At 67.7% G+C, this 19085-nt stretch carries 18 protein-coding genes; 3 read left to right on the forward strand and 15 right to left on the reverse strand.

Annotated features, from left to right (window positions below):
- Positions 1-14 precede the first annotated feature (14 nt).
- From HTY53_RS03215 to HTY53_RS03240, 6 genes are all read right to left on the reverse strand, one after another.
- Positions 15-1430 (reverse strand): type II and III secretion system protein family protein, encoded by a 1416-nt coding sequence (locus HTY53_RS03215; RefSeq protein WP_174105004.1) that lies wholly within the window; start codon positions 1428-1430, stop codon positions 15-17.
- Positions 1431-1506: 76 nt separating this feature from the next.
- A complete protein-coding gene (cpaB, locus tag HTY53_RS03220; RefSeq protein WP_174105005.1) occupies positions 1507-2454 on the reverse strand; it encodes a Flp pilus assembly protein CpaB in 948 nt (315 codons plus the stop codon).
- A 70-nt stretch (positions 2455-2524) separates the two neighbouring features.
- Entirely contained in the window at positions 2525-2998 is a 474-nt protein-coding gene (locus HTY53_RS03225; protein ID WP_174105006.1) for a TadE/TadG family type IV pilus assembly protein, read from the reverse strand.
- A gap of 52 nt (positions 2999-3050) precedes the next feature.
- Entirely contained in the window at positions 3051-3554 is a 504-nt protein-coding gene (locus HTY53_RS03230; RefSeq protein ID WP_338019003.1) for an A24 family peptidase, read from the reverse strand.
- Between the two features lie 38 nt (positions 3555-3592).
- Positions 3593-3781 (reverse strand): Flp family type IVb pilin, encoded by a 189-nt coding sequence (locus HTY53_RS03235; RefSeq protein ID WP_174105007.1) that lies wholly within the window; start codon positions 3779-3781, stop codon positions 3593-3595.
- A gap of 359 nt (positions 3782-4140) precedes the next feature.
- Positions 4141-5244 (reverse strand): collagen-like triple helix repeat-containing protein, encoded by a 1104-nt coding sequence (locus HTY53_RS03240; protein WP_174105008.1) that lies wholly within the window; start codon positions 5242-5244, stop codon positions 4141-4143.
- Between the two features lie 629 nt (positions 5245-5873).
- Between HTY53_RS03240 and HTY53_RS03245 the strand changes: the two genes are divergently transcribed.
- Both HTY53_RS03245 and HTY53_RS03250 read left to right on the forward strand, forming a co-directional pair.
- The gene (locus HTY53_RS03245) at positions 5874-7511 is read left to right on the forward strand and encodes a collagen-like triple helix repeat-containing protein (protein ID WP_174105009.1); all 1638 of its coding nucleotides are present in this window, start codon (positions 5874-5876) and stop codon (positions 7509-7511) included.
- A 172-nt stretch (positions 7512-7683) separates the two neighbouring features.
- Positions 7684-9363 carry a ShlB/FhaC/HecB family hemolysin secretion/activation protein gene (locus tag HTY53_RS03250; protein WP_174105010.1) on the forward strand — a complete coding sequence of 560 codons (1680 nt, stop codon included), beginning with the start codon at positions 7684-7686 and terminating at the stop codon, positions 9361-9363.
- A 57-nt stretch (positions 9364-9420) separates the two neighbouring features.
- Here the strand turns inward: HTY53_RS03250 and HTY53_RS03255 are convergent, their stop codons facing one another.
- The 5 genes from HTY53_RS03255 to HTY53_RS03275 all read right to left on the reverse strand — a co-directional run bounded on the left by HTY53_RS03255 (position 9421) and on the right by HTY53_RS03275 (position 14146).
- Positions 9421-9810 (reverse strand): hypothetical protein, encoded by a 390-nt coding sequence (locus tag HTY53_RS03255; RefSeq protein WP_174105011.1) that lies wholly within the window; start codon positions 9808-9810, stop codon positions 9421-9423.
- A gap of 12 nt (positions 9811-9822) precedes the next feature.
- Positions 9823-11037, reverse strand: coding sequence for a BON domain-containing protein (locus HTY53_RS03260; RefSeq protein ID WP_254599769.1), 1215 nt, complete (start codon positions 11035-11037; stop codon positions 9823-9825).
- 568 nt (positions 11038-11605) lie between these two features.
- Positions 11606-12616 (reverse strand): class I SAM-dependent methyltransferase, encoded by a 1011-nt coding sequence (locus HTY53_RS03265; RefSeq protein WP_254599770.1) that lies wholly within the window; start codon positions 12614-12616, stop codon positions 11606-11608.
- Positions 12617-13175: 559 nt separating this feature from the next.
- Entirely contained in the window at positions 13176-13511 is a 336-nt protein-coding gene (locus HTY53_RS03270; protein ID WP_174105012.1) for a hypothetical protein, read from the reverse strand.
- A gap of 104 nt (positions 13512-13615) precedes the next feature.
- Positions 13616-14146: a DUF4142 domain-containing protein gene (locus HTY53_RS03275; RefSeq protein WP_174105080.1), complete on the reverse strand. Its 531-nt coding sequence runs from the start codon at positions 14144-14146 to the stop codon at positions 13616-13618.
- A gap of 342 nt (positions 14147-14488) precedes the next feature.
- On the opposite strand from HTY53_RS03275, the gene HTY53_RS03280 reads away from it, so the two are divergent.
- Positions 14489-14869, forward strand: coding sequence for a hypothetical protein (locus HTY53_RS03280; protein WP_174105013.1), 381 nt, complete (start codon positions 14489-14491; stop codon positions 14867-14869).
- 102 nt (positions 14870-14971) lie between these two features.
- Here the strand turns inward: HTY53_RS03280 and HTY53_RS03285 are convergent, their stop codons facing one another.
- From HTY53_RS03285 to HTY53_RS03300, 4 genes are all read right to left on the reverse strand, one after another.
- Complete coding sequence (locus tag HTY53_RS03285; RefSeq protein WP_174105014.1) at positions 14972-16120, reverse strand: zinc-dependent alcohol dehydrogenase; 1149 nt, start codon at positions 16118-16120, stop codon at positions 14972-14974.
- 137 nt (positions 16121-16257) lie between these two features.
- Positions 16258-16818 carry an RNA polymerase factor sigma-70 gene (locus HTY53_RS03290; RefSeq protein WP_149319882.1) on the reverse strand — a complete coding sequence of 187 codons (561 nt, stop codon included), beginning with the start codon at positions 16816-16818 and terminating at the stop codon, positions 16258-16260.
- 143 nt (positions 16819-16961) lie between these two features.
- Positions 16962-17225 (reverse strand): FecR/PupR family sigma factor regulator, encoded by a 264-nt coding sequence (locus tag HTY53_RS03295; protein WP_174105015.1) that lies wholly within the window; start codon positions 17223-17225, stop codon positions 16962-16964.
- 108 nt (positions 17226-17333) lie between these two features.
- A complete protein-coding gene (locus HTY53_RS03300; RefSeq protein ID WP_174105016.1) occupies positions 17334-19061 on the reverse strand; it encodes a cyclic peptide export ABC transporter in 1728 nt (575 codons plus the stop codon).
- Positions 19062-19085 lie beyond the last annotated feature (24 nt).

A 19085-nucleotide genomic window follows, 5' to 3' on the forward strand; every position in this document is an offset into this window, starting at 1 on the left:
GTCCATGCCTTCCTCTACCTCGAAAAGCCCGGCAGGGCCGGATCGACGAACTGGCCGCCGAGGAACTTGCCCCAGACCGGCGGATTGGCGGAGGTGCGGCCATCGGCCCCCACCCCTGCCGCCGCGCTCGATCCCTTTGCCAGCGGCCGCACCAGGTGCGGCGTGACGATGATCACCAGCTCGCGGTCTTCCTGATGGAAGTTCAGATTCTTGAAGAAGGCGCCGATCAGCGGCAGGTCGCCGAGCACCGGCACCTTGTCGATATTGCTGACCGTATTGCGGCTGACCAGGCCGCCGATCACGAAGCTCTCGCCATCGCCCAGTTCCACCGTGGTATCGGCGCGGCGCGTGACGATGGCCGGGATCGTCGCGCCGTTCATCACGATGCCGCGCGAAGGGTCCAGATCGCTGGCTTCGGGCGCGACCTTCAGCGCGATGCGGTCAGGCGACAGCACGGTCGGCGTGACGGTCAGCCCGATACCGAACTGCTTGTAGTGGATCGTGGTGGTGCCCAGCGCCTGCGGCACCGGAATCGGAATCTCGCCGCCAGCGAGGAAGCTGGCGCTCTGCCCGGACAGCGCCACCAGGCTTGGCTCGGCCAGGATGCGCGCCATGCCGTTGCCTTCGAGCAGACTCAGGTTGGCGAAGATGCCGTGGCTCATCGATGCCGCGACCAGGTTGAAGGCGCTGCTGATCGGTGCGGTCGATTCGGTGGCAAGACCGCCGCCGGTATTGCTGCCGCCGGGGCGCGGCGTGAAGGTCGCCCGGGTCAGCGTCGATGGCGAAAAGCTGCCGAACGCGAAGCCCGAACGATTGCGATAGAAATTGAAGCCGGCCTGCTTCAGCACGTTCTTGCTGATCTCGACCACGCGCACGTCGACCTGCACGGTGCCGGTGACCGGTACGGTCGAACGGTCGAGCACCGGCCCGTTGCCCACCGCCGCGCGCGCCGCCTGCTGCGCGCCTGCGGCGGCCGCGGCATCGGCGGACTGGCCGCGGATGATGGCGCCCTGCCCCGCGACGTCGATCTGCGCGCCCTGGCCGTCGGACGCCATCGCGTCGACCTGCACCGTGTAGCGGATCGGCGCCTCACCGGAAGGCCACACCATCAGATCGGTGTTGCCGGGCTTGCGCGCGACCAGCAGCACGGCGGTGCTGGCGCCGCGCGACTTGAGCAGCAGTGCGTCGGCGACGTCAGGGTTGCCGATGGCGATGCGTTCGAGCTGCCGGCCGATACGGATTTCGCGCTGCGCGCCGACGGCGAGCGTCACGCGTTGCGAGGGTCGTTGTGCCAGCGGCTCGGCCTGCTCGCGGGACTGGTCAGGCGATACCGACGGCTGCGCGGCTACCGGCGCGGCGCCGAGCAGGCTCATCGTCAGCAGCAGCGCGGTCAGCGCGCGCGGCTGGCGCAGCCGGTGAAAAGACGTCATGTGAGCAGACAGATCGGGAGTAGCGAGAAATCGGGATCGACGCGCCGTCGGCAGCAGGAAAGTCATCGTCGTGTCCCTATTCGATAACGCGCTTGCCGGCGCGGATCACTTCGACGCCGGCCGGCGCAGCGACAGCAGCGGGCCTGGCCTGCGCCATCTGCGGCTGCGGGTCCGGGCGGGCTGCGGGCGGGCGCGGCTTCGCGGCGCCGCCCGCCAATCCGGCAAGCGCAACGCCGGCCGCGGCGCGGTCGGCCGGCTCCAGCGCAGCGGCGCTGGCCAGGCCGCCGCCGCGCGTGGCCACGGCAGGGGCAGGTTCGGTGAACAGCGTCTCGCTCGGCATGCCGCCATCGTGCGGATTGCGCAGCGCCAGCACCAGACGGCCCGCCTGCTGCGCCATCGTCAGCTTGCTGACCTGCGCCAGCGGCACCGTCAGCACCGCGGTCTTGGCCCCCTCGCGCCGGTTCATCATCTGATCGGGAGCGGCCGCACGCGTGTCGTTGACCGCCTGCGCGCCATAGGCCAATACGCGCAGCCGGGACAGCAGCAGACGCGCCTGACTGCCGTCGATCTCCTGGTTGTCGCGCCGAAGCACGAGGAAGACATCGACCAGATCGCCGGGGCGTACGCGATGGCCCACGCCGATCACTTCGTCGACCGCGATCGCCACCGCACGCTCGCCTTCGGGCACCTGCGAGGCAAGGCCGCCGGCCAGCTGGCTCTCGAGCACGGGCACGTTGGCGCCGAGCGCGATCTGCGGAATCTGGCCCACCACCGCGTCGACGGTGTCATAGCCGCCGGCCGGATCGATCGGCAGCATCTCGACCTTCAACGCATCGGCGCTCAGGGGCTTGCCGGCCTCGACCGCCTTGGTCGTGACCACGACCGCGTGCATCGCGGAAGGGGACGAGGACGGCTGCGCCGGCGGCTTGGCGGTCCTGCTGCCGACCTGCCAGGCCAGCAGCGCCAGCAGCGCGGCCAGGGCCAGCAGCACGATGGCGACGATTCGGATTTGTTTGCTGGTCATCATGCAGTCCTGTTGCGCGGCGCGTCCGTGACGGTCGATGTCAGAGGCAGAGGCAGAGGCATGGCGCGGCTCAAATGTCCGGCGCCAGCTGCGCGACGGCGGTGCCCATCAGCGTGTCGGGCATCGGCACGAACGGCACGCGCGGCAGGATATTGGTCGCAGGCAGGCGCAGCGTCACGCTGACGCAGACGGCGTCGGCCGGCGCGGCACAGTCGGCGGCGGACGCGATGTCGCCACGGGAGGCGAGCTTCGATTGGAGGGTCGCAGGCAACGTGGCCAGCGCGGTATTGGCCGCTGCGGCGACGCGCAGGTCCTGGGTCGCGGCAAGGCTGCCATCGGGCGCGCCGCTGGGATAGCGCAACGCCGCCCGCGCGCCTTCGGCCGCGGCCAGCGTCAGCATCTGCTCGAGCGCCAGGATCATGCCGTAATAGACGATCCCAAGCAGCAGAGCGAGCAGCACCGGCAATACCACCGCAAATTCGAGCGCAGCAATTCCCCGCTCGCGGCCATGCCGGTGAACGATCCCCCTTCGCCCCAGTTTCATAGACAAATCCGGTTGCTTTATCTTTGCGCCAACCGGTGGCGCATTCCGCTCTTCAGGAATGGCCCTGACCGACCGATATCCATAGCAGCACACCCACGGCGAGATAAGCGGCATAAGGAATGCCGCGCGACTGGTCGGTCATGGCAGCAAACCAGCGCATGCGCCGTGGCCATTGGCCCACCGCGGCGATGACGCCGCCACGTGCCTCGGCATGGCGAAAGGCAAGAACGAGACAGGCATGAACGAATGCCAGCAGCGTCCCGGTCAGCCAGACCGGCAGCAGGCCCGACGGCCCGATGAACAGCCCCACCACGGCGAAGAACTTCACGTCGCCCGCCGCCATGCGGCCGAACAAATAAGCCGGCAGCATGACGGCAAAGCCCAACGCGAATCCGAGCACGCGCGCAGCCAGCGGCAACGAAGCGTCGTCGTAGCCGAGCGCCGACACGAGAGCCCCCGCAATCAGCGCAAGCGCCAATGCGAGATTCGGTACTTTGCGGTAATGAAGATCAGTCCAAAGGGTCGTCGCGCAGAGCAGCGCGACGATCAAAACCATGGATGGTGGTCGATAGCGGCGTGTCGCTGTACTTGTCGTCAGCCGCCTGCTGGGGTGACCAGGGCCAGTACCCTGGAGCCGATTGCCTGGAAGGTGCTGCTGAGATTGTTGCCCAGCGACTGCGCCCCCACGAAGATCCCCAATGCGATGAGTCCTGCGATCAAGCCATATTCAATGGCCGTCGCACCCCGTTCGTCCCTAATGAAACGCGAGAACCCCTGTTTCATGATGACCGCTCCTACTTTTATTGCTAGTTATCCCAACACTCTGGATACCACGTCGATCCGCGTGGTCGCCTCGCTCTAATGGCTTGGCTGACCTCGTGCAGCAGTATCCGTGTTCTTTTTATAAAGGAATTTTTTAATTTCAGCTACATCCGTTTGCAGTCTTGACAAAAGTTTTAAGTTGCCCGATTGACAGGGCCTTTACTGTCGGATCGTCCATCAGGACTACTACCAATATCGAGCGGTCGGTGTGCTCCCCGGAATAAAAAAGGATGCGCAGCCGCGGGGATCGTCCGGCTGCGCACCGTCAAGCTGCCTGGCATGGCCCCCGGACTGGTGCCATGGCAGCAGTCAGCCACGCCTTAGCGCCCAAGCGCTCCCAGCGTGCCGACCAGGCCGGTCACAGGTGCCAATAGCCCGCCGACCGGTGCCAACACACCGCCGGTCTTGCCGCTGCCGGCACCCTTGTCAGAACCACCGCCTGCCTGACCACCCGATTGGGTGAGAGGCAGACCGCCAAGCAGGCCACCGAGCGGATTGCCCGCACCGCTGCCCGCATTCCCTTCACCGTGGACCAGCCCGCCGGCCGCTGCCACGGTCTTGCCCACTTCCGTCACGACACCGCCCACCGGGCCGACTACCGGCGCCTTGGTTGCGCTCAGATGCGTGCCGGTATGCGCGACCACGCCGCCGACCTTGGTCAGCAGGTTGTCGACCGGCGCACCGAGGCGCGTGGTGGCACCCAGCGCTTGCGTGGTGTCCGTCAGCTTGCTGGTCAGCGGCACGATCACCTTGCTGGTCTGGCCAGTCAGCTGCGCGACCGGGCCGGTCGACAGCTTGTCGCCCAGCTTCTCGCCCAGCTGTTGCACGCCGCCGGCCACGTGGTTGACCACCGCGCCCACCGGCGTGGTCACCGGCGACAGCACCTTCAGTTGATCCTTGCCCAGCGAGTTCACCAGATCGCCCGTGCTCGACAACGTATGGCCGGCTTGCGTAACGACATTGCCAGTGCTGGCCACGGTCACGCCCACCGGGTTGTCGACCGCGCCCATCTTGCCCAGGCCATCGCGCACGCCCGCGCCGAGGGCGGCGACCGTGTTGCCGGCATCGACGACTACCTGGCCGGTGGCATTGCCCGTCGCGTCGCTGACGATCGGCAGGTTGGCATCCTGGATCTGCTTGCCGATGTTCGAGATGGCATTGCCGGTCGCCGTCACCGTATTGCCGGCGCCTTCGGCTACCTGACCCGTCGGCGTGGTCGGCTTCGACGTGGTCGGCGGGGGCGTACCGCCACCGCCGTCGTCGCCACCGCCGCCGCCGCCACCACCCGGGGGAGGCGTCGTCGCAGGGGGCCGCGTGCCGCTACCCGAGCCGCTGGACGAGCAGCCCGCCATCATCCCCAGTACGCATGCGCACGCCAGCGCCATCATCACCGGCGCGCGTCGCGTCGAATTCGTCCGCTTCATTGTGTTTCTCCTTGTGGATCGGACCGGTGCGGGACGCTGACCTGTCCCGTGGTACCGGCGGTCCCCGTGCAGCGGGGACTCGACGCCTTGGTCCGCAAAGCGCGTGCCATGAGGAGAAACGATGCCGGCCCTGCCGCTTGCAGCGTCACGCGCATCGCCCGCAAAGCCTTGCGTGGCGCGGCTTTGCGGCCCAGGTCCGCGTATCGATGCGAGACGATGCGAGCAGGCTTTGCCAGGCTCCGCGACGTTACGTGCTACGTAACGTGTTACGGCGCCCATCGCCACACGCCGGCCACAGCGGACATCGCGTTGGCGCGCGCCCGATGCCCTGGTCCGCGCCCATCGATGTTCCGTCGATGCCGTAGCGCGTTACGTAACGCGTAACGCCGCCACACGCTCCGCGCATGACCTTGCGCGGTCTTCGGACAGTGCTCCCCATCGCCCGCAAACCGTTGCCACACAAGGCTTGGCGGCAAGCCAACCAACTTCCTCATGCGCGTTGCGCAGAGCTGGGCCACCAGTGGCACACCGCTTGCGCTTACGACACTGGCACCGCGGCGCAGCGCGTCCAGTGCCTTTCAACTCGGGAACGTCAAACACGAGAACACTTGTTGACCAGGGGATCAATGATGAAAAAGACCAAGATAACCTTGACCGCCACGGCGCTGATCAGCGCATTGCTGCTGCTCGGCGGCTGCGCGAGCGGCAGCGGCTCGACCTCGATGGGAACGGGCGGCAAGGGAGGCGGCACGGTCGGTGACACCAATGGCGGCACCGGCAGCCCGAACGGAGGTGGGACCGGTGGTGGTGGAAGCAGTGGCGGTGGAAGCGGTGGCGGTGGCACTGACGGTGGCGGCGGTGGTGGCACCGGCGGTGGTGGTACTGGCGGCGGCACTGGCGGCGGTACTGGTGGTGGCGGCGACGGCGGCGGCGGTACCGGCGGCGGCGGCGGCGGCGATGGTGGTGGTGGTGGCAACAACGGCGGTGGCGGCGATGGTGGCGGCGGCGGTGGCGGCACGCCGGTACGCAGCCCGACCGGCGAGGTCATCAACAAGACGGGCGACGTGGTCAGCAAGACCGGCGACCTCATCGGCGGCATCGGCGAACAGCTTCAAAGCGGCGTCAACCTGCCGGTGGTCTCGAACCAGACGCAGAACGGTGTCGGCGGCGCGATCGTGTCGGTCGGCAACGCGGTGGACTCGCTGGGCACCGGACTGAAGGACGGCCTGGGCAATATCCCGAATGCCGTCAATCCGATCGGCACCACCGTGGCCAGCACGGGCAACGTCGTGACCCATGTCGGTACCGCGGTCTCGCAGGTCGGCAGCGCGGTCAGCGGCGTGGGCACCGGCCCGCTGTCGCCGCTGGGCGCAGTGACCTCGCCGGTCGGCGCGCTGGTCGACAAGGTCGGCACCGGCGTTCAGACGCTTGGCGGCACGGTGGGCACCGTGCTGTCGACCGGCCCCATCGAGCAACTGACCAGCGGCGTCAGCCGCGCGATCGTGCCGCTGACCTCGCAGCTGACCAGCACCACGCAATCGCTGGGCGCGACCACCGGTCTCGGCCAGCCCGTGAACAACCTGCTGACCGTGGTCGGCGGCACGGTGGCGCAGCTCGGCGGCAAGCTGCAGCAGACCAATACGCCGGTCGTCAGTGGTGTCGGCGGCGTGGTGACCGGAGCCGGCAACACCGTCGCTGCGCTGGGCGGCGCGGTGCATGCGCCGGGCGCGACGCCGAGCGGTCCGCTGGCGCCGGTCGGCAATCTGGTCAGCGGTCTGACGGGTGGCCTCGCCGGCGGCGGCAACGGCGGTACGGGTCCGCTGGCACCGGTGACCAACCTGGTCAGCGGCCTGACCGGCGGTCTGGCGGGCGGCAATAACGGCGGCAACGGCAGCGGTCCGCTGGCCCCTGTGACGAATCTGGTCGGCGGCCTCACCGGTGGCCTGACCGGCGGCAACAACGGCGGCACCGGCAGCGGTCCGCTGGCTCCCGTGACCAACCTGGTCGGCGGTCTCACCGGTGGCCTCACCGGCGGCAACAACGGCGGTACCGGCAGCGGCCCGCTGGCACCGGTGACCAATCTGGTCGGCGGTGTGGTCGCGGGTGTCACCGGCGGGCTGACCGGTGGCGGCGCGGCACCGGCCCCGGCGCCTGCTCCGGGCGGTACTGGCGGTGGCGCGACCACCGGCCCGGTGACCGGCGCGGTCGGCGGCATCGTCGGCGGTGTGCTGGGCACGGTCGGCGGTCTGCTCGGCGGTCGCCGTTGATGGCCCGCTTCCAACGATCGCGGCACCTGTCGCGCATCGCGTAGTTCCACTTCGCAGTACAGCCGGTCTCCACTTCGGGATTTCGACAAGCGCGCAGGCAGCGGCAGCCTGCGCGCCGGTGGAGTCCGGCTTCCACAGCCGCACTTAGTTTGATTGTGAAAGGGGATTGACCATGTCGCGCACGCACACTCGCGTCGCCATGCTGCTGCTCGGCCTCGGTGCCTGGCATGGCGGCATGCATCCAGTTCTGGCCGCCGATCCGCGCAGCCCGGTCCAGGGGGACCCGACTCAAACGCTGCCGAAAATCGCGCCGCCCAAGCCGACCGGGGAAGTCAAGGTCCAGGTCGAACGTCCGGACCCGGCCATGCAGAATCTGCTGTCGGCGAAGCTGACGCCGACGCGCTTCCAGATCGAGGGCGTCAAGACGCTGCCCTTCGACCAGATCGCCGACAAGTTCAAGCCGCTGGCCGGCAAGGAAATCACCGTCGCCGAGCTGCTGCAGGCCGCCAACGCGGTCACCGAGATGTACCAGCAGCATGGCTATCCGCTGTCGTTCGCCTTCGTGCCCGCGCAGTCCTTCGAGAACGGCAATGTGCTGATCACCGTGGTCGAAGGCTATGTCGCGCGCGTGACCATTCGCGGCAATCCGGGACCGCTGGAGAACCGGTTGCGCGCGATCGCCGAACGGCTGAAGGAAGAACGGCCGCTGACCCGCGCCAGCTTCGACCGCTATTCCAGCGTGCTGGGATTGCAGCCCGGCGTGCAGGTCGGCGCGACGGTGCAGCCGCCGACCACCACCGATGGCGCCAGCGAAATGGTGCTCGACGTCAAGCGCAAGCCGATCGCCTTCGGCACGGGTGTCGACTACATGTCGCCCGGCGTGCGGGCCATTGCAACGGCAACTGCCAGCGGCCTGACACCGCTGGGCGAGCAGCTGACCGTATCGGCGCTGTTCCCGAAGGGACGCGACGACGAGGAATACTACGCGCTCGGCTACGCGCAGCCGATCGGCACCGAAGGGCTGATCGCCCGCGTCAACGCATCGCACTATCGCGGCGTGCCGCAGAACGCCACGCTCGAGCAGATCGGCTTCAACCGGCGCTACGTCAACGACAGCAAGCGGCTCGGCACGAGCCTGAGCTATCCGCTGTTGCTCAGCGCGCGGCATTCGCTGACGCTGAGCGGCGGCCTCTACGGTACCGACCAGTTCGAGCGCTATACGCAGGCCGGCACCGATCGCTCGGTGGCGATCGGCACCAATGTGCGGGTCGTCAATGCGGAGCTCGCCTATGTCCAGCGCAAGGAAGGCGTGTCGCGCAGCGCCACGCTCGGTCTGTACAAGGGCGTCGACGCGCTCGGCGCGCGCCGCGAGAACAACGCCAACGATCTGAGCTTCCTGCGCACGCGGCTGCTGCTGTCGCAGGCCACCGACCTGCCGTTCGGCTTCGGCATGGCCGTATCCGCGGCGGGCCAATACAGCAGCGACCGCCTGGCGTCGAGCGAGCAGATCAGTTTTGGCGGGCGCTTCTTCGGGCTGGGCTATCCCGCCGGCGAAGTGGCGGGCGACAAGGGCTGGGCCGCATCGGCCGAGATCAGCCGGCTGTTCGGCATGGACATGACCTATCTGAAGACGCTGCAGCCGTATGTGATGGCGGACGTCGCGCGGGTCTATTCGAACAGCTATTCGCTGACGCACCGCTCGCTGTCGTCGGTGGCGCTCGGCGTGCGCTTCTCGGATCGGCGCTATTACACGCTGGACCTGTCGCTGGCCCAACCGGTCGGCGACAAGCCGATCAATGCGGATCGCCGCTCGCCGCGCATCAATGCGAGCTGGTCGTATCAGTTCGATTGAAGGCGGGGCACGTCCGTCGTCCCCGCGTGCACGGGGACGACGGCGGTGACAACACTCCTACTCCGTGTCGCGCCGCGGCGGGCGCTCTTCCCGCCGGTCGGTCTGGTCGGCGCGATCAGCCGGTGTATCCGGTGCAATGCCTTCGGCGGCATCCTCGATGCGCTCGCCGATCTGCTCCTCCGGCAACAACGCCTCGGTCCGATTGTCGTGCGGATAATCCTGTTCCTGTTCGGGCAGGCCCTCCAGGTTCATATCCGAGTCGATCGGCTCGATGTCCGTATCGGGATCGAGCGAGCTTGGAATCGCGCGCGCTTCTTCCCTGACCTCCTGTTCGCGCTGCGCTTCGCCGCTGGACGTTGCGTTGTCGTTGCCGCCATCGTCGCGGGCGCGCAGCTTGTCGCGATCGAGATCCTGGCCGCCGCGCTTGCCGTCGGTGTTCGGGTTCATCGTCCTCTCCTATCAAGTCGCGTGCTTGCCGGGCGTCGTGGTACCGCCGTACGGATCGGTGCCTTTGGGCACTTCGCCCGCGCCGACTTCCATGCCGCCGACATAGCTGCTTGCGGTGCTGCCGGTGGCGCTGCCCGATACGCTGACGCCGCTGACGCGCCGGTCTTCCGGGCGCGAGCCGCCGGGACGCTGTTCGACCTGGCCGCCTTCGCGCTGCACGCGAATCTGGTTGTGGACCTCGCGCACGCCGAAGATGTCGTCAGCGATGTCCTCGATGCAGTATTTCTGGCGACGGTCGCGCACTGCGCCGGTCAGCGTGACCACGCCCTCGCTGACCTGCACCTCGACGTCCTGTACTTCGAGCCGGTCATCGTGCGCGAGGCGCTCGCACAGATCTTCGCGAATCCGTTCGTCGCTGCGCTGGTAGCCCTTGGGCGAGACCCGGCGGCCGGGACCGCTGCCACTGCCCGAGCCCTGGCCCCAATGCACGCGCTGCGGCGCGCCGCTGAAGCGCTCGTAGGCCTCGTCGCGGCCATGCGATTGCCGTTGGCCGCCCGCGCTCCAGTCGTCGCCGGGCCAGCCCGAGGGGCGGCCGCCGCGTCCCGGGCGCTCGCTCTCCGGGAAACGCCCGCCTTCGTCCATCCACCGCGCGCTGGCCTGCCGCCGGCCGGCATTGCCGCCGCCCTCGTCGGGCCACGACGGCGCATCGAGCCGATCCGCATCCGAGATGCCATAGGCCCGGGCAAGGTTTGCGCGAGTCCGCGGGTCGTCGGGCTCGTAGCGGTCACGCCAGGGCGTACGCGATTCGTCAGGCCACGGGCCGCCGCGCTGCCCGCGCGAGAGCCGGTCATCGGTCAGATCGCCGCTGCGCCGCTCCCCGCGCCCGGACAGCCCGCGGTCGCTGCGCATCACCTCGCCGGTCGACGGATAGGTGCCGTACGGATTGTCGCCAACGGGCTCTTCGTAGCCGCGGCCGTAGCGGCCCTCGCCGAAGCGGCCGGCGCCATAGCCCTGCTCGGCTTGGCGCGGCTGCGCGAATGGATCGTCGCGGCCGCCACCGTATCTCGGCATGCCGGGCCGCCCGACGCCCCGTCCCTGACGGATGTCTTCCTCGGCGTATTCGGCATGACGGCCGCCCTGGTGCGCGCCGCGCTGGTCGAGCCGGTCTTCGGCGCTATACGGCTGGCGGTAATCCCATACGCGGCGGCTGGTGCTGCGTTCGTTCATCTCTGCCTCCGTTGGTAAGAGTTGCAAATGCTGTGGCGACGAACCGGCGCGAACCCCGTGGCCGGTCCGGCATGAATCGGTGGTGATACGTCGGTGACGCAATTTCCATTCCGCCGCGGAAGGCTGTGTGTGCTAGGCGACTTTCGCGCCAGGTGGCGGCGGATAGCCTGTCGCAACGCGGGATAGACTGACCGCTCGCCCGCGCTTGGCGCCTCTCCCGTCCCCGGTGGAGAGGCGCCCTTTCTCATGCCGTTTTTGATCTGGATCGGGCTGCGGGACGGCCACGCCCCAGCCACCCCTGAGGGCGGCGCGCGGGACCGCGGCGCCGTCAGGCGCCTCAGTCATGCCTGCCGCGCGGCTGCCGCACAAGGGCAGGCCGGGGCGAGCCGCGTCGCCAATCACGCAAATAGCGTTCCCGCGCGGACATGGCCACGCGTTCGGCAACCCGGCGATCAGGGGATCGAAAGCGAGGGGATCGAAAGCGAGGGGATCGGAAGCCGGATCGGCAACACGCCGCCACCGGAGCCGGCGGCGGCGCGAAGCGATCGGGGAGATCGCTGGAGGCGGACTACAGCGTGCGTCGCCGCGCGACCACGAACAGGCTCAGCGCGGCTTCCGCCGACCGTGGATCGATGCCGGACAATCGCTGCGCCAACCGGATCTTCAACGGCGGCCGCCCCATCGCGCCATCCAGCACGTCCTTGCCGACGAAGTGGCTATGCGGATAGATCGCGATATCGAAGCCCAACGGCCGCAGGGTCGTGTGAACCAGCTCGCGGGTGAGTCCATCCCCCGGCCGGTGATGCAGCTCGGTGGCAAGCGCCCAGATCTGTTCGTCATCGGCCGCGGTATGGCCGCCACGTCGAAGCCAGCGATAGATCGGCAAGCGCATGCGCCAGAGCAGCAAGGCCACGCCGCGGAAATTCCAGGCCGAGCGCTGCGGGTCATGGTCGAGAATCAGCAGTCCGCCGGGACGGACCAGCCGCGAGGCTTCGACCAGCCCGCGCCGCATGTCGTCCAGATGATGCAGCGAGCCGTTGATGGCAACCACATCGGCGATGCCCGAGCGCAACGGCATATCCTGCGCGTCGGCCCGCAACGGCAGATAACCCACGCCGGCCGCTCTCTCCAGGCTGCCCGGCGCGATGTCGACGCCGATCGCCACGCGCGGCTTGCCACCGAGCGCGGCCAGCAGATTGCCCGGACCGCAGCCGACATCGACCAGCACCTTGCCGTCGAGCGACCCGACCACCGCAAGCCACCGCTCTCGCAATTCCGGATAGCGATGCACACAGGCAAGCCAGTCGTCCATCCACTTCGGATGGCTGAAGTAATGCGCGTTGGCGCGCATGCCGGTGGTGAAGGCATCGATGCGCGCCTCGGGAAAGGCCCCGCCACGAACCACCGCTCCGGGCTTCAGAAAGGGCTGCAAGCGCTCCAGATAGCTGTCCTCTCGACAGGACTGAGTCTGCGTGGCGGGACTGCCATCGGGTCGTTCGCTATCGCGCCGCTGGACCGGTGGATCGGGTGGTTCGGCGCGCGTGGGTATGCATGGGTCGGAGAGCAGGGCGTCGTTCATGTTGGATCCCGGGGTAGAAGCGCCGGCGCGGCCGCGACCACGGCCGACACCAGACGAAAGACGCGAAGGGCCGGGCAGCCGCACGCCGTCACCGGCGCGATGCCGTTCCGTTCCAAAGCGCTGCGTATCGGCAGGCCGGACCCGCCCGGTGCGTGCCGGACGGTTTGCCTGACCTCCTTGGGTATGACATCGACGTGACCGGCCGCCATCATGCTTCGGCGGGCCAGCCCCAGACCCCGTGGACTGGCGTTGCCTCGCGTCCGCCCTCCCCCACGGCTCAGACGCGATTGCCTTGGCATGCCGGTGTACCGCCACGGTGGAGTTGTCGCGGCGGCGACATGCAAAGACCGCCAGCATGTCAGCGTTGACAAACCCACGAAGGCAATCTAGTTAGCGTTTGCTGCGCTCGCAAATAAAAAGTTGTTTGCCTATGTGCGCGAGCCAACATTTCCGTCCATGCGGCTAATTGCGAAGGCATGAAAAAACGCGGCGCCCGCATGGGGCGCCGCCAACTGACAAGGAAAGGGAAGTTCGGACGATGTCGTCGGACAGCGGGCCGTTACCGGGCCTGCGCCGGCGAAGCGGGATAGCCGTAGCTCTCCGCCGCCGAGGCGCTGCGGCCGTTGCCGCGATTCGATCTGGTCGCCTCGCCGCGCTTGCTGGTGCCGGTGCCCTTGGTGGCGTCGTGCTGACGGGAGCCGCCGTGCGCGCCATGGTCCGTCGTGGAGCCGCCGCTGGGTCCCTGCACCGGCCGAGTGGGCGAGACATCCGAGGCGGCCGTGCCGGGCGCCTTGTCGGCGCCGGGCGGCGTTCCGGTGGCGGGCGTCGCGGTCGGTTGCGACATCACGGCGCCCGACATCAGCGCCAGCATGGCAAAGGTTGCGAAACGTTTCATCTCTGTCTCCTGTGTTGTCGCAGGCGCGGGGCCGGACCGCGCATCGCGATCGATGAGATCGGGGCGATCGGCGCCATCCGGGCGATCGAGCCGATCCAGCTCATCTAACGGCGCGCGGACTTGGCCGGGGACTTTCCCACCTCGTTGGCCATCTTGTTCGCCATCTCGAGATGATGTTGCAGCGTCGGCAGCGTCTTGCCGGCGAATGCCTTGACATCCGGATCGCGCGACTTGGTCGAGGCGTCGCGGAACAGGGCCACGGCCTTGTTGTGCGCCTTGACGCCGACCTCCTTCGCATACTCGCGGTCGAAGGTCGGCCCTTCGAGCGCACCGAGCGCCTCGATGCGCTTCTTGTCGGCCGAGGGCAATTCGGTTGGCAGTTCGACGCCCTTGCTCGAAGCGAGCGCCTTCAGCTCGCTGTCCGCGGCCTTGTGGTCCTTCAGCATCTGTGAAGCAAACAACTTCACGGTGTCGCTCGACGCCTTGCTTTCGGCCAGCGTGCTCGCCTCGATTTCCAGCATGCCGCTCTCGGCGGCCTTCTTCATGAAGTTCGTGTCGGTCTTGCCGACCTCGGCAAACGCCAGGTTCATCGAAGCCGCGGCGGCGACGAACAGCGCGGGACGAATCCATTGCATGGTTTTCAAGATGGGCCTCCGTCAGCCAGATCAGTGACAAGGGCGGTTGCGCAACTTCCGTGCCGAGCATGCCGCGGCCACCGCGGTGTACGCCCGAAGGCATGCGCAAGGCCACCTTGCACGCACGCATCCGTTGCCGCCTCGGAATTTCTACATCGGCTCGTAAGGATTGCAGTAACGCGCCGGCAGGCGTCGTCCAATTCCTACAGTGGATTCAGGCATCGCCTTCGTGAGCGGGCATGGCGCGGCACGTATCGTTAGGTAACGGGCATCGTGCGCCAGCAGCCGGTGTCTGTCCGGACGGGCCTGCCCGTTCTCACGTGTCAATGGATGGAGCCAACGATGAAGCGAATCGTCACCACTACCGCGCTTGCGCTGTGCGCGGCGCTGAGCCTGCCAGCGGTCGCCCAGCAGGCGCCCCCCAGCAATAACGCGCCGAACCCCAGCGCGCCGCCGACCGAAGGCAATCCGCCCGCGAGCCGCAGCACGACGCCGTCGGCGACCGGTGGCAGCATGAGCGGCAGCAGCGACACCACGATGCAAGGCGGGTCCACCAGCTCGACTGGCTCGGCCATGTCGGGCAGCGAGACCCGCGACAAGAAGAAGAGCGGCACCACGCATCGCAGCAAGAAACCGCGCCAGCAGGGCATGCCCGACGCGGTAACGCCGGACTCGCCGTCGGCGCCGAAGGGCGACTCCCCCAGCCCCGCGACGAAGCAGTAAGACCGGCGCTCACCGGGCGCATGTCCCGGCAGGCCGGCACGCAAGGAGCTTGCGTGCCGGCTTTTTTTTGCGCTGGTTTTCTTCGATCAGCGCCGGCCTGCGTTACGGCTCGAGCTTGACCTTCATCCAGCCGGGCTGGCGCCGATCGAACGCCTCGTAGGCCTGCAGCGCTCCGGTCAGCGGCTCCGTCTGGGTCAACACTTCGGCGGGATCGATCACGCCGGCACGCACCAGGTCGACCAGCTCCGGCAGGATCGCGCGGTGGTTGCAGTTGCCCATCTTCAGCGTCAGGTTCTTGTTCATTGCCTTGCCGATCGGAAAGGTCTCGTGCGTCTCGGGATAGACCCCGATGATCGACAGCGTGCCGGCCTTGGCAAGCGCCTCGACCGACCACTTCAGCACCTCCGACGGACCGTCGCCGGGCTGCCACAACGAGGGCTGGCCGGTGGAACCGTCTCCATCGGCATGCCGGCGCTGCGCATCGATGCCGACCGCATCGATGGCACGGTCGGCGCCAATGCCGCCGGTCAGGCGCAGGATGGCCTGCACCGGATCTTCACGGTTGAAGTCGATCGCCTCGGCGCCCTGCGCCTGCGCCGCCTCGAGCCGCGAAGGCACATGATCGACGGCGAGGATGCGCGATGCGCCGAGCAGATGCGCCGACACGATTGCGAACTGTCCGACCGGTCCGCAGCCGAACACGACCACCGTATCGCCGCGCCGGATCTCCGCGAGCTGCGCGCCGAAATAGCCGGTCGGAAAAATGTCGGACATCAGAATGGCCTGATCGTCGCTGATCTCGTCGGGCAGCTTGATCGCGCCGATATTGGCAAACGGAATGCGTGCGTACTCGGCCTGCAAGCCGTGGAAAGGACCGGTGCTCTGCGGTCCGCCGAAGAACGCCGTGCCCGCGCGCATGCCGTTGGGATTGGCGTTATCGCACTGCGCGTGATAGCCGCTGCGGCAATAGCTGCAGTAGCCGCAGGCGATCGTCGAAGGAATCACGACGCGGTCGCCCGGCCGCAGGTTGTTGACGTCCTGTCCGACCTCGGTAACCACGCCGACGCCCTCGTGGCCGAGAATGGTGCCCGGGCGCATGCCGGGCATGGTGCCGCGAACCATATGCAGGTCGGTGCCGCATATGGCGCTGGCGGTCAGTTCGATCAATGCGTCGGTCGGCGCCTGCAGCACCGGATCGGACACATCGTCCAGGCGTATATCGCCGACTCCGTGGAATACGACAGCTTTCATCGCGCAACTCCGCAAGACTGGGTTGACGCGGTCCGACCCGCCGGACCGCAATGTCACGGCAGGACGCAAATTGCATTCCGGGGAAGATGGGCGATGGAGGGCTTGGCGCTGTCGTTGCGGCGATGCGATGTTCGCGACTACGCGGCCCCGAACAGCGCGTCGCGGCAATGGGTCATCGCATCGCGGATCATGAAATTGACCAGGGTCGGGGACACGCCGAGGATGACCGCGATCTCCTTCTGCGTCATCCCGCGAATCCGATACATCTCAAAGGCTTTCTGGGTACGCTCTGGGAGTTCGGCAAGCGCGCCGGCGACCGTGCCAAGCGCTTCGCGGCCCAGCGTGATGGACTCTGGCGACAAGGCATCGCTGGCGACCAGCAGCCCATCTTCTTCGCAGGCGGCGTGCCGTTGTTCAAGCGCCGCCCGCCGGTGCCGGTCGATGGCGAGATTGCGCACGGTCTGGAACAGGTAGCCGACGGGTTGCCTGACCACGATGGCGCTCTCCTGGTCCATCAGCTTCAGGAAGGTGTCCTGCACCACGTCTTCGGCGCCGGCACGACAACCAAGGATGCGCGCCGCGGCGTCGATCAAAGCCCGGCGATAGCTGAGAAAGGTACCGAACAGTTCCTGATTCATGTGGCGCGGCTGGTGCGCCTCGACAGGCGTCCGGACCTCGTTGATCGGTTGCTCGGTCATTTCGTGCCCCCTCCCAGAAGAAACCGACGGACATGCTAACGCAAATGCGACTCATTCGCAATTATAGCGACATGCCCGCGCGATTCGAAGAGGCAATGTGTAAAGGTTGGTCGCCGAATGCGACCGACGTGTGACAGCGGAGGTCAGCCGTGGCGCGTGGGCCGTTGCCCTGCCGTGGGTGGCATGCGTGCTTCGATGGCCGCCTGAACCGAGGGGCTCACCGCACCGGTGGCCTGCCACACAGCGCAGGCCTGGCGGAACGACTCGATATGATCGGGCGACTGGTCGAGCCAATCGAGCAGGCGTTGTTCTGCGCTGGCGTCGAGCATGCCGTCCCGCATCAGCATCACCCAATCGAGCGCTTGTTGCCAGGCGATGTCGTTGCCCGGCGATCGGTTCTGGACCACGTACAGCTCCCCTTGATGCGTTCTTGTGCGCCGATGTCATGCACCGGCGTCGTGTGACGCGATTGTAGCGGAGTCGCTGCCTGGGCATCGGCGCAACGGACCGGTGTGTCATGCCGCGCGCTGACGCTCAGTGGCGATCGCCACGCCTGCCGGCTCTGCGGCGGGTTGGTGTTCGATGTCCTTCTCGCGTATGCGGCCCTGTTCGAGCAGCACGATGCGGTCGCCCGCATCGAAGTAGCGGTCGTCGTGCGAGATCACCAGCACCGCCTTGCCCTGCGCGCGCAAGGCCGGCACGATCTCGCGATAGAACACCGTCTTGAAGGCCGGGTCCTGATCCGCGGCCCATTCGTCCAGCACGATCACCGGCCGGTCCTCCAGGCAGGCGGCGACCAGCGCAAGGCGCTTGCGCTGGCCCTGCGACAGCGCGCGCGTCGAGAAGGCGCCATCACGCACCGTCACCTTGTGTTGCAGCTGAAGACGCGCCAGCAGGGCGTTGGCGCGCGCGTCGAGCGCCGCGTGCCTGGCCTGATGGACGCCCTCTTCGCTGTCGTCGGCCGCGGCACCCAACAGGCTGTCGAACAGATGAAAGTCGGCGAACACCGCGGTGCACTGCTGGCGATGACGCTCGCGATCCGCGGCATCGGCGATGGGCTCGCGGTTGAGCAGCACGGTGCCCTGCTCCGGCGCATACAGACCAACCAGCAGCTTGGCCAGCGTGGTCTTGCCGCTGCCATTGCCACCGACCAGGAACACCACTTCGCCGGCGCGCAGCGACAGGTCGATCGGCCCCAGCGTGAAACTGCCATCCTCGCCGTCGCGGTAGTACCGATGCGTGACGCCGCGCAAGGCCAACTCGACGAACGGCCGACGATCGTCTGAAGCATCGGCTGCAGCCTGCTCGACGCCGAGCGGTCCGGTGGTATCGGCGATGCGCTGATAGGCGATACGCGCGAGATTGAATTGCGGCAGGCTGTTCAGCAGCCCTTCCAGCGGCGCCATCATGTAGAGGAACACCAGCGTGTAGCCGCTGGCAACGGCGGCATCCGCGCCCAGCGGCCGCTGCACGACGAACAGGATGATGCCGATCACGGCAAAGAACAGCGTGCTGCCGATCGTCAGCGACAGATACAGCAGCGACAGCCCCTGCGTGCGGTTGGTCCGCACCGCATCGATCGCTTCGGCGAGCGGCCCGCTGGCGAACGCCTCTCGGCGTTGCCGATGCAGCTTCAGTTCCTTGGCGCCGGCGAATATCGCGCCGAAGCGCTCGATCAAGACGTCGTGCCATTTGCCGGCATCGCGCAGATAGCGCTGCGAACGCTGGCGGCTGAGCCGATAGCAGATCGAGCCGGCCAGCACGGCGACCACGGCAAACAGGAACACCTGCCACGACAGGTATGCCAGATAGGCGAGGCAGCCCAGCACGATGGTGCCGTTCATCACCACGAACGGCAGCGCAACCAGCAGCGTTGCGACCTGGTTGGTGTCCTCGCCGAGCAACGCCAGCCCGCGGCCCGGGCCGACGCGCTCGAGGTCGGCATAGGGGGAAGCCAGCAGCCGGCGGGCGATATGCTCGCGCAGGCTGGCCAGCACCGTCTGGTTCAGCCGCACGAACAGCATCAGCGCGGCGGTACGGCACAGCAGCACGGCCACCGCCAGGGCCGCGAAGCGCAGTCCCAGGGCGGCAAGCTGATCGGCCGGCGTTGCCAACGCCCGGTTGATGGTGGCGATCAGCCCGACCGACGCCGCGCCACCGGCCAGGCTGGCCACGATGGCGAACGCCAGCAGATGGCCCGAGGCCCGGAACAACACATTGCGCAGCGAAGGAAAGGCGGACACGGTCGGCGGCTCCACGGGGAAGAG

Source organism: Cupriavidus gilardii, from assembly GCF_013314895.1.
GTDB classification, from domain to species: domain Bacteria; phylum Pseudomonadota; class Gammaproteobacteria; order Burkholderiales; family Burkholderiaceae; genus Cupriavidus; species Cupriavidus gilardii_C.

Excerpts from the sequence above, each read along its gene's own strand:
- HTY53_RS03270 (WP_174105012.1), bottom strand. The coding sequence starts at position 13,511 with ATGAAACGTTTCGCAACCTTTGCCATGCTGGCGCTGATGTCGGGCGCC.
- HTY53_RS03230 (WP_338019003.1), bottom strand. The coding sequence starts at position 3,554 with ATGGTTTTGATCGTCGCGCTGCTCTGCGCGACGACCCTTTGGACTGAT.
- HTY53_RS03245 (WP_174105009.1), top strand. The coding sequence starts at position 5,874 with ATGAAAAAGACCAAGATAACCTTGACCGCCACGGCGCTGATCAGCGCA.
- HTY53_RS03255 (WP_174105011.1), bottom strand. The coding sequence starts at position 9,810 with ATGAACCCGAACACCGACGGCAAGCGCGGCGGCCAGGATCTCGATCGC.
- cpaB (WP_174105005.1), bottom strand. The coding sequence starts at position 2,454 with ATGACCAGCAAACAAATCCGAATCGTCGCCATCGTGCTGCTGGCCCTG.
- HTY53_RS03250 (WP_174105010.1), top strand. The coding sequence starts at position 7,684 with ATGTCGCGCACGCACACTCGCGTCGCCATGCTGCTGCTCGGCCTCGGT.
- HTY53_RS03240 (WP_174105008.1), bottom strand. The coding sequence starts at position 5,244 with ATGAAGCGGACGAATTCGACGCGACGCGCGCCGGTGATGATGGCGCTG.
- HTY53_RS03265 (WP_254599770.1), bottom strand. The coding sequence starts at position 12,616 with ATGAACGACGCCCTGCTCTCCGACCCATGCATACCCACGCGCGCCGAA.
- HTY53_RS03235 (WP_174105007.1), bottom strand. The coding sequence starts at position 3,781 with ATGAAACAGGGGTTCTCGCGTTTCATTAGGGACGAACGGGGTGCGACG.
- HTY53_RS03285 (WP_174105014.1), bottom strand. The coding sequence starts at position 16,120 with ATGAAAGCTGTCGTATTCCACGGAGTCGGCGATATACGCCTGGACGAT.
- HTY53_RS03215 (WP_174105004.1), bottom strand. The coding sequence starts at position 1,430 with ATGACGTCTTTTCACCGGCTGCGCCAGCCGCGCGCGCTGACCGCGCTG.
- HTY53_RS03225 (WP_174105006.1), bottom strand. The coding sequence starts at position 2,998 with ATGAAACTGGGGCGAAGGGGGATCGTTCACCGGCATGGCCGCGAGCGG.
- HTY53_RS03280 (WP_174105013.1), top strand. The coding sequence starts at position 14,489 with ATGAAGCGAATCGTCACCACTACCGCGCTTGCGCTGTGCGCGGCGCTG.
- HTY53_RS03290 (WP_149319882.1), bottom strand. The coding sequence starts at position 16,818 with ATGACCGAGCAACCGATCAACGAGGTCCGGACGCCTGTCGAGGCGCAC.
- HTY53_RS03260 (WP_254599769.1), bottom strand. The coding sequence starts at position 11,037 with ATGAACGAACGCAGCACCAGCCGCCGCGTATGGGATTACCGCCAGCCG.
- HTY53_RS03275 (WP_174105080.1), bottom strand. The coding sequence starts at position 14,146 with ATGCAATGGATTCGTCCCGCGCTGTTCGTCGCCGCCGCGGCTTCGATG.